Origin of the sequence: Bradyrhizobium sp. CCGB01, assembly GCF_024199795.1 — a bacterium.
Taxonomy (GTDB): Bacteria; Pseudomonadota; Alphaproteobacteria; order Rhizobiales; family Xanthobacteraceae; genus Bradyrhizobium.
Genome location: NZ_JANADK010000001.1, coordinates 4,692,706 through 4,707,242 on the forward strand (window position 1 = coordinate 4,692,706; position 14,537 = coordinate 4,707,242).

General features: G+C 65.2%; 14 protein-coding genes. 6 read left to right on the plus strand and 8 right to left on the minus strand.

Features of this window, described 5'->3' with window-relative positions; translation table 11 throughout:
• The first annotated feature begins 253 nt into the window (after positions 1-253).
• Entirely contained in the window at positions 254-1,876 is a 1,623-nt protein-coding gene (locus NLM25_RS21490; RefSeq protein WP_254138291.1) for an ABC-F family ATP-binding cassette domain-containing protein, read from the plus strand.
• Here the strand turns inward: NLM25_RS21490 and NLM25_RS21495 are convergent.
• Entirely contained in the window at positions 1,873-2,856 is a 984-nt protein-coding gene (locus tag NLM25_RS21495; protein WP_254138292.1) for a glycerophosphodiester phosphodiesterase family protein, read from the minus strand. The two genes, NLM25_RS21490 and NLM25_RS21495, sit on opposite strands and share 4 nt — an antisense overlap.
• Positions 2,857-3,001: 145 nt before the next feature.
• Here NLM25_RS21495 and NLM25_RS21500 point away from each other — a divergent pair, with 145 nt between their 5' ends.
• Positions 3,002-3,877 (plus strand): MBL fold metallo-hydrolase, encoded by an 876-nt coding sequence (locus tag NLM25_RS21500; protein ID WP_254138293.1) that lies wholly within the window; start codon positions 3,002-3,004, stop codon positions 3,875-3,877.
• Positions 3,878-3,942: 65 nt separating this feature from the next.
• Here the strand turns inward: NLM25_RS21500 and NLM25_RS21505 are convergent, their stop codons facing one another.
• Positions 3,943-4,191, minus strand: coding sequence for a hypothetical protein (locus tag NLM25_RS21505; RefSeq protein ID WP_008133377.1), 249 nt, complete (start codon positions 4,189-4,191; stop codon positions 3,943-3,945).
• A gap of 202 nt (positions 4,192-4,393) precedes the next feature.
• Between NLM25_RS21505 and NLM25_RS21510 the strand changes: the two genes are divergently transcribed.
• Positions 4,394-4,858, plus strand: a complete 465-nt coding sequence (locus NLM25_RS21510; protein WP_254118839.1) for a cupin domain-containing protein — start codon at positions 4,394-4,396, stop codon at positions 4,856-4,858.
• Positions 4,859-4,861: 3 nt separating this feature from the next.
• Here the strand turns inward: NLM25_RS21510 and NLM25_RS21515 are convergent, their stop codons facing one another.
• Positions 4,862-5,824, minus strand: a complete 963-nt coding sequence (locus tag NLM25_RS21515; RefSeq protein ID WP_254118840.1) for an alpha/beta hydrolase — start codon at positions 5,822-5,824, stop codon at positions 4,862-4,864.
• Positions 5,825-5,966: 142 nt separating this feature from the next.
• On the opposite strand from NLM25_RS21515, the gene NLM25_RS21520 reads away from it, so the two are divergent.
• On the plus strand, positions 5,967-6,644 hold the full coding sequence (locus tag NLM25_RS21520) for a nitroreductase family protein (protein WP_254118841.1): 678 nt from the start codon (positions 5,967-5,969) through the stop codon (positions 6,642-6,644).
• Positions 6,645-7,019: 375 nt separating this feature from the next.
• On the opposite strand, the gene NLM25_RS21525 is transcribed toward NLM25_RS21520, so the two are convergent.
• Genes NLM25_RS21525 through NLM25_RS21535 form a run of 3 tightly spaced genes read right to left on the minus strand, consistent with a single transcriptional unit; the run spans position 7,020 to position 9,614 of the window.
• Positions 7,020-8,141, minus strand: a complete 1,122-nt coding sequence (locus tag NLM25_RS21525; RefSeq protein ID WP_254138294.1) for an HD-GYP domain-containing protein — start codon at positions 8,139-8,141, stop codon at positions 7,020-7,022.
• A 55-nt stretch (positions 8,142-8,196) separates the two neighbouring features.
• Positions 8,197-8,520 carry a PilZ domain-containing protein gene (locus NLM25_RS21530; RefSeq protein WP_254118843.1) on the minus strand — a complete coding sequence of 108 codons (324 nt, stop codon included), beginning with the start codon at positions 8,518-8,520 and terminating at the stop codon, positions 8,197-8,199.
• On the minus strand, positions 8,517-9,614 hold the full coding sequence (locus tag NLM25_RS21535) for a DUF2336 domain-containing protein (protein ID WP_254138295.1): 1,098 nt from the start codon (positions 9,612-9,614) through the stop codon (positions 8,517-8,519). The genes NLM25_RS21530 and NLM25_RS21535 overlap by 4 nt, the downstream gene beginning before the upstream one ends.
• Positions 9,615-9,917: 303 nt before the next feature.
• Here NLM25_RS21535 and NLM25_RS21540 point away from each other — a divergent pair, with 303 nt between their 5' ends.
• Both NLM25_RS21540 and NLM25_RS21545 read left to right on the plus strand, forming a co-directional pair.
• Entirely contained in the window at positions 9,918-10,865 is a 948-nt protein-coding gene (locus NLM25_RS21540; protein WP_254138296.1) for an AraC family transcriptional regulator, read from the plus strand.
• Positions 10,866-10,910: 45 nt separating this feature from the next.
• Entirely contained in the window at positions 10,911-11,501 is a 591-nt protein-coding gene (locus NLM25_RS21545; RefSeq protein ID WP_254138297.1) for an NADPH-dependent FMN reductase, read from the plus strand.
• A 35-nt stretch (positions 11,502-11,536) separates the two neighbouring features.
• Here NLM25_RS21545 and NLM25_RS21550 read toward each other — a convergent pair whose 3' ends face one another.
• Together NLM25_RS21550 and NLM25_RS21555 are read right to left on the minus strand one after the other, a co-directional pair.
• Entirely contained in the window at positions 11,537-13,618 is a 2,082-nt protein-coding gene (locus tag NLM25_RS21550) for a methyl-accepting chemotaxis protein (RefSeq protein WP_254138298.1), read from the minus strand.
• 118 nt (positions 13,619-13,736) lie between these two features.
• Positions 13,737-14,522, minus strand: a complete 786-nt coding sequence (locus NLM25_RS21555) for a 2-keto-4-pentenoate hydratase (protein WP_254138299.1) — start codon at positions 14,520-14,522, stop codon at positions 13,737-13,739.
• Between the last annotated feature and the right edge of the window lie 15 nt (positions 14,523-14,537).

A 14,537-nucleotide genomic window follows, 5' to 3' on the forward strand; every position in this document is an offset into this window, starting at 1 on the left:
TGGCGGGTGGCAGCGCCAGTCCGCCATGGCGTTGGCGGACGTCACGCCTTGCGGCTCGGACAGCGTGCATCGGGCCGGATGCGGAGAGCAGGCTGGCGGGCCGAGCAGGTCAGGGGACGAAGCGGGCTTCGGAACATTGGGTCGAATTGACCCGACGTTGGCATCGGAGGGGGAATCCGTACCCCGCCGGGCTTCCCCTCGCGGCCCGCATGGCCTATGACGCTGCAACGCAAAAATCCCCCAAAAAGACCCCATGATCCGCCTCGACAACGTCAGCAAGCAAGCCGGCCACCAGATCCTGTTCATCGAAGCCTCCGCCGCCCTCAACAAGGGCGAGAAGATCGGCCTCGTTGGCCCGAACGGGGCCGGCAAGACCACATTGTTCCGGATGATCGCCGGTGAGGAACTGCCCGACGAAGGGCAGGTCTCGACCGATCGCGGCATCACCATCGGCTATTTCAACCAGGACGTCGGCGAGATGAGCGGCCGCAGCGCCGCGGCCGAGGTGATGAATGGTGCGGGTCCCGTCAGCGAAGTCGCGGCCGAGCTGCGCGAGCTCGAGGCTGCGATGGCCGACCCTGACAAGGCCGACCAGATGGACGAGATCATCGCGCGCTACGGCGAGGTGCAGCATGCGTTCGAAGAGCTCGACGGCTACGCATTGGATGGTCGTGCGCGCGAAGCCCTGTCCGGTCTCGGCTTCAGCCAGGAGATGATGGACGGCGACGTCGGAAAACTCTCCGGCGGCTGGAAGATGCGCGTCGCGCTGGCCCGCATCCTCCTGATGCGTCCCGACGTCATGTTGCTCGACGAGCCGAGCAACCATCTCGACCTCGAAAGCCTGATCTGGCTGGAGAAGTTTCTGCACGACTACGAAGGCACGCTGCTGATGACCTCGCACGACCGCGAGTTCATCAACCGCGTGATCTCCAAGGTGATCGAGATCGATAGCGGCTCGCTCACGACCTATACCGGCGACTACGAGTTCTACGAGCAGCAGCGCGCGCAGAACGAGAAGCAGCAGCAGGCGCAGTTCGAGCGCCAGCAGGCCATGCTCGCCAAGGAGATCAAGTTCATCGAGCGTTTCAAGGCACGCGCCTCGCATGCCGCCCAGGTGCAGAGCCGGGTGAAGAAGCTCGACAAGATCGAGCGGGTGGAGCCGCCGCGCCGCCGCCAGACCGTCGCGTTCGACTTCCCGCCGGCGCCGCGTTCGGGCGAGGACGTCGTCGCCTTGAAGAACGTCTACAAGGGCTATGGCAGCAAGCGCATCTATGACGGCCTCGATTTCATGATCCGCCGTCGGGAGCGCTGGTGCGTGATGGGCGTCAACGGCGCCGGCAAGTCGACGCTGCTCAAGCTCATTGCCGGCGCGAGCGAGCCGGACGAGGGCACGGTGTCGGTCGGCGGCAGCGTCAAGATGGGCTATTTCGCCCAGCATGCGATGGATCTGCTCGACGGCGAGCGCACCGTGTTCCAGTCGCTGGAAGACCAGTTTCCGACCGCGGGGCAGGGCTCTTTGCGCGCGCTCGCCGGCTGCTTCGGCTTCTCCGGCGACGATGTCGAGAAGCGCTGCCGCGTGCTGTCGGGCGGCGAGAAGGCGCGCCTCGTGATGGCCAAGATGCTGTTCGATCCGCCGAACTTCCTGGTGCTGGACGAGCCGACCAACCATCTCGATCTCGCCACCAAGGAGATGCTGATCACGGCGCTGGCGGATTTCGAGGGCACCATGCTGTTCGTCTCGCATGACCGCCACTTCCTGGCGACGCTGTCTAACCGCGTGCTGGAGCTGACGCCGGAAGGCATTCACCAGTTCGGCGGCGGCTACACGGAATATGTCGCGCGCACGGGACAGGAAGCGCCGGGGTTGCGGAGCTAATTGTTGTTCTTGCCCGCGATCGTGGCGATGGCCTCGATTTCGTTGGTCCAGATCCCGCCGGAATAGCCTCGCGGGAGCCGGGCCAACAAATCCGGCGTATCGATGCCGGTCGAGAATTCGCCGCCACTGTAAGGGCCGAGCACGAACACCGCGCTGTTGGCGCCGTCCATGCGATTCAGGAAGCGATCGGGCCAGCCCCATAGCCAAGGTGCGACGTTGACCGGCAGGAGCACCATCGCATTTCGGCAGGCCGACGGCACGAAGCCGGTCCAGCCGTAGCCGATATAGCCGATCAGGCAGCTCCGGATCGCCGCGCGCGAGATCGTGCGAACGTCCGGGGTGAGGCGGCGGATCATGTCGATGGGCTCGTCGCCGCCATAGACCATGATCGTGCGGCGCCGCTCGGCCGGCAGCGCGTTCAGCACGGCGGCAAGTTTCTCGCCTTCGCTTGGATCCCGGCTCTTCACGTTGATGAGGAGCTTCTTGTCAGGGAAGGCAACGAACACCTCCGACAATGTCGGCATCATCCCGATCCCCTTGCCGCGAAACGGGAAGGTCTTGCCGCCGTCGGCCGTGTAGCCGTAGCCGATGTCGAGCAATTTCAGCTTCGCCATGCTCTGCGCGCGCGTCACGCCTTGGCCGTCGGTGCGGCAATCGAGCGTCCAGTCGTGGAATACGGCGAACTCGCCGTCGGTGGTCGGGTGCACATCGAGCTCGACCACATCGGCGCCGGCGTCGAAGCTCGCGCGCATCGAGCGCAGGGTGTTTTCGAGATGATCATGGACCGGCGGCAGCATCCGCGTCGCGGTGCAGGTGTCGTTCTTCACGTCGCGCTCGTCGAAGCGCTGGGCAATGCCGCGATGGGCGAGCAGCACCGGCTTGCCGTCGCGATGCGGTGCCAGAAGGCTGGTGTTGTTGAGATAGATGCCCGCTGCGACGACAAGGAGGGCTGCCGCCGCGTATTTCAATTTCCGGCCCACGGATGATTCCCATTTCCACGATCACCCTTAGTAGTGTTTGAGGTTGATTTGCGGCGGCCGCCGCGCATGGGCGTCGTCCGCGCTGTGCGCCTTGAACGCTCCCGTGCCGGCCGCTACGCTTTCCTCAAAAAGGGAGCGAACAACCATGAAGCAGCTTCGGATCGGCGACATCACCATCGATGCGGTGATCGAGCGGGAGGGGCCGTGGCGGCGGCCGCAGGACTTCTTCCCCGCCTATGACGAGGGCGTGTTCGCCCGCCATCTGCCGACGATGGAGCCGGAGGTCTTTGACGCCGCGCGCGGCATGATGGTGATCACCTACCAGACTTTTGTGGTGCGCACGCCGCGCTACACGATCCTCGTGGACACCTGCACCGGCGAGGACAAGGGCCATCCGCCGCCGTTCGATTTTCCCGGCAAGGAGCGCTGGCGCAATGAATTGTTCGCGCTGGGCATCGGCTTCGAGGAGATCGATTACGTCTTCTGCACGCATCTGCACATCGACCACACCGGCTGGAACACGACCTTGCGCGACGGGCGCTGGGTGCCGACGTTTCCGAACGCGAAATACGTCTTTCACAAGGGCGAATACGCGGCCTGGGAAGCCGAGCACGCCAAGGGCAATAATCCGCCGGGGACCGTGTTTCGCGACAATTGCCTGCCGATCGTCGAGGCCGGTCAGGCGCTATTGGTCGACGATGATTACGCGCTCGATGACACCGTCACGCTGACGCCGACGCCGGGGCACTCGCCCTGTCATTGCTGCGTGAACATCTTCTCGAAGGGCCAGCGTGCGGTGGTCGCGGGTGATCTCATGCATCACCAGATCCAGTGCCGCGAGCCGGACTGGTCGGCGAAGCCGGATTGGGATCCGAAGCAATCGGCGGTCTCGCGGCGAAAGTTCTTCGCCTCCGTTGCGGATACCGACACGCTGATCCTGCCGATCCATTTCCCGGCGCCGACGGTCGGGCTGATCAAGCCGCTGGATGGGGCGTTCGACTACCGGTTCAAGCGGGAGTGAAGCTCTGCGTTCACCTCGCCCCGCAAGGGCGGGGCGAGGGAGTAGAGGCGCATCGTGCCCGCGCCTTACGCGCTGACCTCGCACTTCTTCATGAAGCTGTTCTTGGCGGCACCGGCGAGCGGCTTGCCGTCGGCGCTGACGGCCTTCGGCGTGCAGGCGTCGGCCTTGCACTTCTTCATGAACGAGGTCTTGGCGGCGCCGGCCAGCGGCTTGCCGTCCTTGCCGACCGCCTTGCTCTCGCAGGTATCGTCCGCGAAGGCCGAGCCGGCTGCAAAGGTGGCAACGATCGCAGCCAGGAAAATCCGCTTCATCATGGGTGTCTCCCTAAAACCAAAAAGATGGCGGGTGGATTGGAGCCGGGAATCGTGGCGCAATCAAGCAGGATGAGCCTGTCATCCGGTCTGTCTTGCGAATTTCGACCACCTGGCGAGGAGGTCGCGGCGTGTTGCGCTGCGCGCTGACCCGGCCGGGCAACCCTGCTAGCTTCCGTCGCGTTGAACTGGAGGGAGCATCATGATGGACGCCGTGATTCCGAAAGTGCCGGACGCCGCCGGTCAGCATTCTCACCTGGTCCGGCCTCAAGACATGGAATGGCAGAAGACGCGGTTTCCGGGCTGCGAGGCCAAGACGTTGCTGTTCGATCGCAGCAGCGGTCTGATGACCGCCTTGATGCGATTTGCGCCGGGATCGGTGCTGCCCGATCATGAACATGTCGGCATCGAGCAGAGCTACGTCATCGAAGGCGCGCTCGTCGACAAGGAGGGGCCGGCCAAGGGGATCGCCTGCAAGGGCGGCGAATTCATCTGGCGCGAGGCGGGCAGCCGCCATGCCGCCTGGTGTCCGGAGGGGGCCTTGATCCTGGCGATCTTCCAGGTGCCGAACAAGTTCTTCGAAGCCGACGGCCGCGTCGTCGATGCCGCCGGTCAGGACTGGGACGAAACCTGGGGGCACACCGGCGCGCAACGGGCGCGGGGCACCTAGGTCTCATACGCCCCGCGCGAGCAGCGCCTTGAAATCAGCACGTGCGCGCTGCGCTTCGGCCCGCGCCACCTCGGAGGCGTCGCCAAGGCCGAAATAGCCGTGGATCAGGCCGGGGCCTTCGTGGCGCTTCACGGCGACCCCGGCGGCCTCCAGCGCCTGTGCATAGGCCGCGCCTTCGTCGCGCAGGGGATCGAACCAGGCGGTGGTCACGACCGCGGGCGCAAGGCCTGCGAGCGAGTTGGCGCGCAGCGGCGAGACGCGCCAGTTGGCGGCGTCGCTGGGGTCGGCGAGATAGTGGCCGCAAAACCATTCCATCGTGGCACGCGTGAGGAAATAGCCCTCGGCATTCTCAGCGCGCGAGGGAAAGCGTGCGTTCTCGCGCGCATCCGCATAGCTGCCGACGATCTCGGTCACGGGATAGACCAGCAATTGCGCAGCGAGCTTGATGCCGGCATCGCGGCAGGCGATCGCGGTGGTCGCCGCGAGATTGCCGCCGGCGCTGTCGCCGGCAACGCCGAGGCGCTTTGGATCGCCGCCAAATTCCGCGACGCGGTTGAAGATGTCGCTTGTAGCAGCGAACGCGTCCTCGAAGGCGCCGGGAAAACGCGTTTCCGGCGGGCGTCGATAGTCGACGGAGACGACGACCGCGCCGGTTTCGATCGCGAGATTGCGCGCCTGCCGGTCGTGGGTCTCGAGATCGCCCGCGACCCAGCCGCCGCCGTGAAAGAAGACCACAGTTGGCGCCGGCGCGGAGCCGATCCGATAAACACGGGCGTCGAGCGGGCCGGCGCCGCCTTTCACCTTGATATCCTGCACCGTATCGACCGGGGGCGGCGCCACGGCTGCGCGCGCGGCAGCCAGTGCGCGCAAGGAATCACGGGCGCTCTGTGGCGTCATCGTGGTGGGATCGCGCAGCGGCAGCAGCGGAATGATCTGGGCGATGACGGGATCGAGCGGCGCGGGCATTTCTGAGTCCTCACAGGGTTCTTGGTCTTGCTTGGCCGGTAGCATAGATTTCGCGCGCCGCATCGGCAACCGGCGACGTGTTGCATTTGTAGCGTGTTGGAATTGTAATGCCGGCGAATGAACGGGCAGGGAGGCCAAAGAGGTGGAATTCGAAACGCTGGTCCAGTCGCGCCGCAGCGTGCGCGGTTTCAAGCAGCAGCCGGTGCCGCGTGCGGTGATCGAGGCGATCATCGAGAGCGCCAAGCGCGCGCCGTCGTCGATGAACACCCAGCCCTGGCATGTCCACGTGCTCACAGGCAACCCGCTCGAAGAAGTGCGCCGCCGCAACATGGAAGAGATGGTTGGCGGCGCCAAGGTCAAGCGCGACATCATCAGCCATGGCGAATACCAGGGCATCCATCGCACCCGGCAGGTCGACATTGCCAAGAAGCTGTTCGGCGCGATGGGGATCGCGCGCGACGACAAGCCGATGCGGCAGGACTGGGTGCTGCGTGGCTTCCGCCAGTTCGATGCGCCGGTCTCGCTGGTGCTGACCTATGACCGCGTGCTCGATCCCGGCGCAGTCTGCCATTTCGATCTCGGCGCGCTCTGCTACGGCATCGTGCTCGCGGCCTGGGACCGCGGTCTCGGTTCTGTCATCAACGGGCAGGGCATCATGCGCTCCGACATCGTGCGCGAGGTCGCAAGGATTCCGGAAGACGAGGTCATCATGACATGTGTCGCGATGGGTTATCCCGACGACGGCTTTGCCGCGAACGCCGTCCGCTCCGATCGCGAGGGCAACGACGATTTCGTGCGTTATGTCGGCTTTGCTGACTGACGCGGCGTGCCGACTCTCGCGGCAGGGAGGAGATTATTCTCGTCGAAATTTTTGGTGTGAGCCGTGAGTGGCCTCTTGCAATCTCGATCGTGCGGGAGGAACAATATGCAGATTGAAAGGTTTGTTGCTGGCGCGAGGGAATTGACATGCGGCGGCTGGCTAGCCTGGTTCGACGGTTCTTCGGTCCGCGACTGCGGCACCCGATCGATGATGATCCGACGCTTCCCTTCACAGCCGACGAGCTCGGCAGATTGATCCGTAGCGGCAAACGCGAGGACATGAAGCTGCTTGCGGATGGACTGGCGTGCCGGTCCATTCCCCGCCGCGCCAGATATCGCGCGACCCACTAGATCGCGTTCAGGGCAAGGTGTTCGCTCAGCGCGTGAGCGCGACCTGCTTGAATGAGGCCACCAGCGCCTTTTCCAGCTTGCCGTTCATTCCGCAGAGAATGTTGTAAGCTTCCGCGCGCGGCATCGTCGGCTTGTAGTGCCGGTGCTCGATCAGTGCGGCGAAGATGTCGGAGATCGTGAGAAGGCGCACGATGTCGCCGATGCTCTCGCCGCAAAGCCCATCCGGATAGCCGCTGCCGTCGAGATATTCGTGATGATGCCGCACGGCGTCGAGGATCTCCGGCGAAATCTTGTCGTGACCCTTCAGAAATTCGTGGCCTGCTGCCGGATGGGTCTCGATCATGGCCCGTTCCTCGGCATCGAGGCGGCCCGGCTTGTCGAGAATGGCGAGCGGGATATGGGCCTTGCCGATGTCGTGGAACATGGCGGCCGTGTAGAGGCGCTCGAGATCGGCGCGCCCGACGCCGAGGCTGAGGCCGAAGTCGATGGCGACGCCGGTGACCAGCAGGCAATGCTGATAGGTGCCCTCGTGATGACGCCGCACCGTCCTCAGCCACTCCGACAGGCCATGCTGGGTGATGCGATCGGCGATCTGACGGCCGGCCTCCTTGGTGCCGTCGACATCGAGCGGCTGGCCGAGGGTGACGGCCGTGAACATCGATGCGATGGCGGTGGCCGCGGTCTCGACGGCGTTGTCCGGCTGCGCCTCTCCGCCTGACGACGCGGACGCGTCGTCGGCCGGATCGCTCAGCGCTGCCAGCAATTTGATCCGGTCGATCGTTCCGGGGAGGACCAGCGTCGCGCCCAGCGCATAGGCCTGCGAAATGCCGACGTGAGAGGTGTGCTCGAGCAGGAAGATCCGCTTCTTGGCCTTGGCGAGCTTGCCGGCCCGCTTCTTGATGGCCGCGATGTTGTCGACGTCGCGCAGCTCCGCGCGGATGACGACGGCGGACGGCACCTGCGCCAGCCTGGCATCGGCATCGAGCCGTTCGCCCGCAACGGTAAACTTCGCCTCGAGGATCGCGCGAACGCCCGACAGCTTGTCGGACGTGTCGGCCAGCACTTCCACGAGCGGGCGGGCCGCTTCCTGCTCCCGGACGCCGCCGTTACGATTGACAGGGCTTTGCATGGTTCGCGCGTTCTGCACGGTCTGGCCTGGATTGACTCGCTTGCGTTCAATGCGTGGGGGTGAATGTCCGGAATTACTTGCTCTGGGCGGCGTTCTCCGCCCCCTGTACCTTCGGCTTCTTCTTGCTGTCCGCGTTGATGAAATGAACGCCGGCCATGGTGCCGTCGATCCAGACCAGTTCGCAGCGCCGGTAGGCGAGCCCGGTCGAGGACAGCAGCATGAAGAACTCCTTGGCCTGGAGCACGTCGAGGGTGCCTTCGACCTCGATCTTGGCCCCGCTTTGCGAGACGTCGAGCAGGACGCAACTGCGTCGCCACGTACCGTCCGAACCCATCAGATTGATCGGCTGCTTGTGGTCCATTTTCACGCGCAGCGCCTTGCGACCGTCGAACTTCATCGGCTAACCCCCATTTTCGCGCCACGAGTTCCCGCATCGCTGGTGTTGGCGCCTGCTGCGATTTCCCCCCAGCGCACCGTCCATTGGCTGGTCGACAGAAGCAGTGTTTCGAAGATGTGTTGCGCGCGTTCGCGCTCGGCAAAGGAGAGCCGCGTGCCGCCGCGGTTGCTCAGGATCGCGAGCGTGGTTGCCCAGCTCAGCCGCGACGCCCGGCAGGCCATCACCAGGCCCTCGCAGTCGTCATCGGCCATGACATGCTCGACGATCTCGATCGGTGCGCCTGACAGCACCGACAGCGCCGTGAACAGGTTGGCGGTCTCGCCGCGGATCGCGAAGCGGTTCACCGAGGAATCGTTGAGCTTGCCGACACGGCTGAGCGCGACGATCTCCGGCCGCGCGCCGGCATAGTCGGCCGCGCAGGGCCGCTTTGGCGCGGCCCGTGGCGCAGGCGGACTGGCGGATGCGTTCGGCTTGGCCGGCGTCGTCTGGCCGGGAGAGGCGGACAGCAGCTTCCGCACGACCAGGTCGGGAGTATCGGGCCGGAGCGCCAGCGCCTTCATGATCTCGCCGTCCTGGTCGGCCCTCGCGATCAGCGCGGCATAGGCCGCCTCGGAAAATCCGGTTCCGGGATTCCTGATCAGTGTGAGGCAGATCGGACCGCCGTGCTTGATCAGCGCCTCGGTTACGACCGGCTCGATGCTGTCGCGCGCGGCGATCGCGCGTTGATGCCGCGGTCCGCCGGAGGCCGCGATCGCCGCGAGATCGGCCGCGGAAAGTCCCGGTGATCTCTGGAGGACAGGACAGGCCACGTCCGGGTTGGCGTGTGAGGCGAGGCGCCGCAATGTCTCCGGCGGCGCCACCTTGAGTTCGGCAAGCGAGGTGCTGAGTTGGATCAGCGCACTGGCCTCGACCCGTTCCGTCAATCGCAGCAGAACGCCGTCGACCACCCCCGACAGCAATTCCTGCGATCGGTCGCGGCTGCCAGTTAGCAACTGCACAATGCCGGAGAGGATACGCGCGCAGCGGTCCAGCGGACACGTTGCGACCGCTTCCTCCAATTCACCCAGAATATCAGCAGGCGAATTTGCCATCATGGCAGGAGCCTGTACTCAAATAAATTTCGACTAACTAACGACGTACATTCCGCGCCAGATGCGTTAATTTGAAATTGAGACCTCGATGGCTCGGGTATTGTCGCACCGCCGACCGCACTGGAAACGCTATCGAAATTCGGCGAGGCTTGACGCGGCGGCTTGTCCTTTGATCGGGACCCCCGCCAACTGAATGGGACGAACCAGGATGATTCTTTCGGTCTAACGGGACAACCGAAAGGGGGAAACTCGTACCGGCATCGTCGCCGGACGCGCGTCGGTTGCGACGCGACGTTTCAGATTGCCATGAACAATATTGATGACGCGCCCGGATTGGCGCCCAAGGTATTTCGCTTCGCAGACGTCGATGAGTTCCGAAATGCCATACGAGGCCTGAATTTCGAGTTCACGCCTCTCGTACGGAGGATTTCGGCTGAGCAGACCATTCTCTCGCTGCCCGGTTGCGACATCAATTTCACGCGGGCGTTCCCCCGCGTTGTCGACGCGCAGCTCGTCGAGAATTGCACCGCCATCGGGTTCACGATGGACGACCTCAACGTGCCCATCCGCTTCAACGGCTCGCAGCGCGCCCGTCCGGTCGTCGTCATCGGCAGCGGCGGCGCGGCGTACACCACCATCGAGGAGGTGCAGCGGCAAATTGCCTCGGTGGTGTTCAGGCCGGAGGTGACGGATCGCGGATGGCCGCACACGATCTCGAGCTTCAAGATCTTTGAAACGACCGCCGCAAGCTTGAACCGGCTGCGGAGCATGGTTCGGGAGGTGATGGCTGCGGCGTCGGAACCGATCGATGCAGCGGAGATGCCGTTGAAGGCGGCAGCCATCAAGGAGTCGCTGCTTGGCGCCGTCGACGACGCTTTCGAAAACGTGGTTCCCGCGCGCTGGACCCTGCGTCCCAATGACGAGCGGAACTTCAGGATATTCCAGGACATCCGCGCGCTTCTGTCCGACGACCTCTCGCAGCCGATCTACAGCGAGGAGATCGCGCGCAAGCTCGGCCTGTCCGTCCGCACCATGCATGATGTCATCCGCCGCTATCGCGGCATGAGCCTGCACCGGTACTTGCGCCTGCGCCGGTTGTGGCTGGTGCGCCGGCGGCTGCTCGCCGGCGCCGACAGCGTCAAGGCCGTCGCACTGGCGTTCGGCTTCTGGCATCTCAGCGACTTCTCCAGAAGCTATCGCGACCAATTTGGCGAGACACCGTCGCAAACGCTGGAGCGCGGCCGGGGCCGATAGCAAAGGGATGGGGCCAGCCCCTCGTTTCGTGCTAGCCTGCCGGCCATGAGCAATCGCATCCTCGTCCTCTACGGTTCCTACCGTTCCGACCGCATGGGCGTCCGCCTTGCGAATTTCATCATCGATCGCCTGCGCAAGCGCGGTGACGACGTCGAGTTCATCGACGCCAAGGCCATCGGCCTGCCGATGCTCGATCGCATGTACAAGGAATATCCCGAGGGTTCGGCACCCGAGGCGCTGGAGAAGCTGGCGGGCCAGATCCGCGGCGCCGACGGTTTTGTCTTCGTCACCGGCGAATACAATTGGGGCATCCAGCCCGGCCTGAAGAACCTCACCGATCACTTCCTGGAAGAATGGTTCTGGCGTCCGGCCGCGATCGTGAGCTATTCCGCCGGCCGACTGTCCGGCGCTCGCGCCTCGACCGCCTGGCACGGCACGCTGTCCGAGATGGGCATGGTGGTGGTGTCGAGCACCATCGGCGTCGGCCCGATCGCGCAGACGCTGTCGGCCGAGAGCGAGCCGATCGGCGAGGGCGGCAAGGCACTGGAGCGTGCGTTCCCGCGCTTTGCCGACGATCTCACTTGGTGGATCGAGGCCGCCAAGGCGCAGCGGGCGCGCAAGGCGCCGCCTTATTAAGCCGGGCTACGGGACCGTCCTCGCGGTAACGGGTCTTACGCTGCCCTGACCTCGCCGAGGAAGCGGTCGAACTGGCCGGCGAGGTCGCGCGACTGCGTCGAGAGCTGCGCGGCGGCGCCCAGCACTTCCCGTGCGGCCGCACCGGTGTCGTCGGCGGCGCGCTGCACGCCTGATATGTTGGAGTTGACCTCCTGGGTGCCGCGGGCGGCTTCCTGGACGCTGCGGGCGATCTCCTTGGTGGCGGAGCCCTGTTCCTCGATCGCCGCGGCAATCGCGGTGCCGATCTGGTCGATCTCGCCGATGACGTCGGCGACGTTGCGGATCGCGGCCACGGTCTCGTCGCTGGCGGACTGGATCGCGGTGATCTGCTCGGAGATCTCGGTGGTGGCCTTGGCGGTCTGGCCGGCCAGCGACTTCACTTCGGAGGCGACGACCGCAAAGCCGCGGCCGGCGTCGCCGGCGCGGGCGGCCTCGATGGTCGCGTTCAGCGCCAGCAAATTGGTCTGCTCGGCGATGCTCTGGATCAGCGTGACGACGTCGCCGATCTTCTGGGCGCCCTCGGCGAGAGCGCGCGCGGTGTCGCCGGTGCGGCGGGCGTTGTCGACGGCGCGGGCCGCGATCTCGGTCGATTGTGCGACCTGACGGCCGATCTCGGAGATCGAAGAGGTCAACTCTTCGGTGGCGCTGGCGACCGTCTGCACGTTGGTCGAGGTCTGCTGCGAGGCGGCGGCGACGACCGCGGCCTGGCTGTTGGTCTGGGCCGCCGTCGAGGTCATCGACTGCGCCGTGCTTTCCATGGTGGACGAAGCGCGGGACAGGCCGCCGACCAGCTCGGTGACCTTGGCCTCGAAGGCGCGGGTGAGCCCGTCGAGTGCCTGGGCACGGCGCATCTTGCCGTCATTCTCGGCCTGCTTCTCGGCCGCGAGACGATCGGCGCGGATCATGTTGTCCTTGAAGACCTGGACGGCGGCGGCCATCGCGCCGATCTCGTCGGAGCGCTCGGCGCCGGGGATCTCTTCCGCAACGTCGCCGTCGGCAAGCCGCGACATGCGGCTGGTCAGGTTGACGATCGGGGCACAGACGCGGCGGCGGACCACGACGATGAGGCCGGCGCTGGCGATCAGCACAGCGAGCAGGCCGACCAGGGCGATGGTGAAGCTGGTGCGTGCGGCTGCCGACGCGCCGGCGAGGATCTGCTCGGCATTGTCGTAGAAGGCATCGCGAACATCGATGATGGTGCTGAGGCCGCGCTGCGTGGCGGTGTAGTAGGTGTCCACGTCGTGTTCGTACTTGCCGGTGACCGCACCTTCCTTCACCAGCTTGAGCTCGCGGCCGAACTCCTCGATATAGATCGAGTTGAACTTCTCCAATGCGGCGGCGACGTTCGCCGGAGTTGCGGGATTGCCGCGCAGCTCCAGCAGCGACATCACGATCTGATCGTTGCGGCCCTGCGAGCGGCTGATATCGGCCTTCTCGGTGTCGGTCGCCGGTTTCTTGCCGCCGACGAGATTCTTGTGCAGGCTGGAGTTGAAGCCGCCGACGTCGCGCAATGTCATCGCGATGTTGGCGTAGCTGGCCTGCCGGTAGGCGTCGCCGTTGAGGATCGCCATGCGGCGGACCTGCTCGTTGAGCAGTGCGGTCACGCCGCCGTTGAGCACGGCGTTGTCGGCGACGATCTTCTTGGCCGCGTCCTTGCGCGCCTCCGCCGGTCCCGCCATCGCCTTGTCGATGGCCTCACGCAGCGCGGTGAACTTCGCATTGATGCCGTCGATGTTGCTGCCGATGGTGTTGCCGTCGTCGAACGGACCCGGCAGCTCCTTGCGTAGCGCATTCATCTTGTCGCGCGCGCCGTCGGTCTGCTTGCGCAGCTTGCCATGCTCGGAAAGCTGCACCGGATCGAAGGTCGCCGGACCGTAAAGGATGTTGGTGGCGAAGCCGCGCTCGGGGTTGAGATAGCGCGGGATGTCGCTGACGGCGCGGACGATGGCGAGCCGGCCCTGCGCCTCGGCGATCTTGTCCATGGTCTGGTATTTCGTCACGGCGACGTAGACGGCGAGACCGCCGCCGACGGTCGAGAGCGAAACGATGGCGCTAGTCAGGAGCGTACCGATTTTCATGATTTATCCGGCAATTGGCGCGGGGAGAGAAAATTATTCTGCGCAACGATAGGTAGCCGGTGTTAATCAGGAGTTTACGCTGCCGTCCGCTATGCCCCGCCTGCATGCGTCCATTCGTCTAAGCGTAGGTCGCGGTCACGGTTCCCAGCGGACCGTAATCCGCGACGTAAGTCTCGCCAGCCTTCGGCCGCAGCATGCCCGTGAGCGTGCCCGTGCTGATGGTCTGCCCGGCCTTGAGGCCGATGCCGGTCCGTGACAGCTCGTTGGCGAGCCAGGCGAGCGGCACCAGCGGATGATCGATCGCTTCTGCAGCGCTGCCACGACGTCGCTCGACGCCGTCGCAATTGAGAATGACGTCCTGATTCGCGATGTCGCGGCTACGCCAATCGGCGATGGGCTCACCAAGCACGATCGTTCCGGACCCGGAGCCATCGGCCATGATCGCAGGCATCGGCGGAAACGCGGCGTCGTGCACGAAGCGGCATTCGGCGAGCTCGATGCCGGGATGCAGCGAGGCGACGGCATCGCCGACCTCGTCCACCGTATAGGGCTTCGCGCGCGGCGGCAGGTCGGCGCCGAGTCGTGCCTGGTACTCGACCTCCGGAATCGGGCTGCATTGCCTGGCGTGCTCGACGCTTGCGGGCGACGCCTTGATCAGGGGCGCGAACACCCGCCCATAGATCGGCGAAGAGATGCGAAGCTGGCGCTGGAGCCCGGACTTCATGCCGGCGATCTTCCAGCCGACGACGTCCCAACCCAATTCCTCTTCCACCATCTGCGCGATGCGGTACGCCGTGTCTGCATCCGGCGGCACCAGCCGTCCATCGAGGCCGCTTTGTTGCCGGCCCTCGCGGCGCAGATTGGCGAGATGACGGGCGAGCTCGCGCTGTCGGGACTGATCCATCGGTGCGTCTCCATT

Bases quoted from the DNA above. Each gene is read 5' to 3' on its own strand.
- NLM25_RS21530 (WP_254118843.1), bottom strand. From the start codon at position 8,520: ATGAAGTTCGACGGTCGCAAGGCGCTGCGCGTGAAAATGGACCACAAG.
- NLM25_RS21490 (WP_254138291.1), top strand. From the start codon at position 254: ATGATCCGCCTCGACAACGTCAGCAAGCAAGCCGGCCACCAGATCCTG.
- NLM25_RS21540 (WP_254138296.1), top strand. From the start codon at position 9,918: ATGAACAATATTGATGACGCGCCCGGATTGGCGCCCAAGGTATTTCGC.
- NLM25_RS21510 (WP_254118839.1), top strand. From the start codon at position 4,394: ATGGACGCCGTGATTCCGAAAGTGCCGGACGCCGCCGGTCAGCATTCT.
- NLM25_RS21515 (WP_254118840.1), bottom strand. From the start codon at position 5,824: ATGCCCGCGCCGCTCGATCCCGTCATCGCCCAGATCATTCCGCTGCTG.
- NLM25_RS21500 (WP_254138293.1), top strand. From the start codon at position 3,002: ATGAAGCAGCTTCGGATCGGCGACATCACCATCGATGCGGTGATCGAG.
- NLM25_RS21535 (WP_254138295.1), bottom strand. From the start codon at position 9,614: ATGATGGCAAATTCGCCTGCTGATATTCTGGGTGAATTGGAGGAAGCG.
- NLM25_RS21550 (WP_254138298.1), bottom strand. From the start codon at position 13,618: ATGAAAATCGGTACGCTCCTGACTAGCGCCATCGTTTCGCTCTCGACC.
- NLM25_RS21545 (WP_254138297.1), top strand. From the start codon at position 10,911: ATGAGCAATCGCATCCTCGTCCTCTACGGTTCCTACCGTTCCGACCGC.
- NLM25_RS21555 (WP_254138299.1), bottom strand. From the start codon at position 14,522: ATGGATCAGTCCCGACAGCGCGAGCTCGCCCGTCATCTCGCCAATCTG.
- NLM25_RS21505 (WP_008133377.1), bottom strand. From the start codon at position 4,191: ATGATGAAGCGGATTTTCCTGGCTGCGATCGTTGCCACCTTTGCAGCC.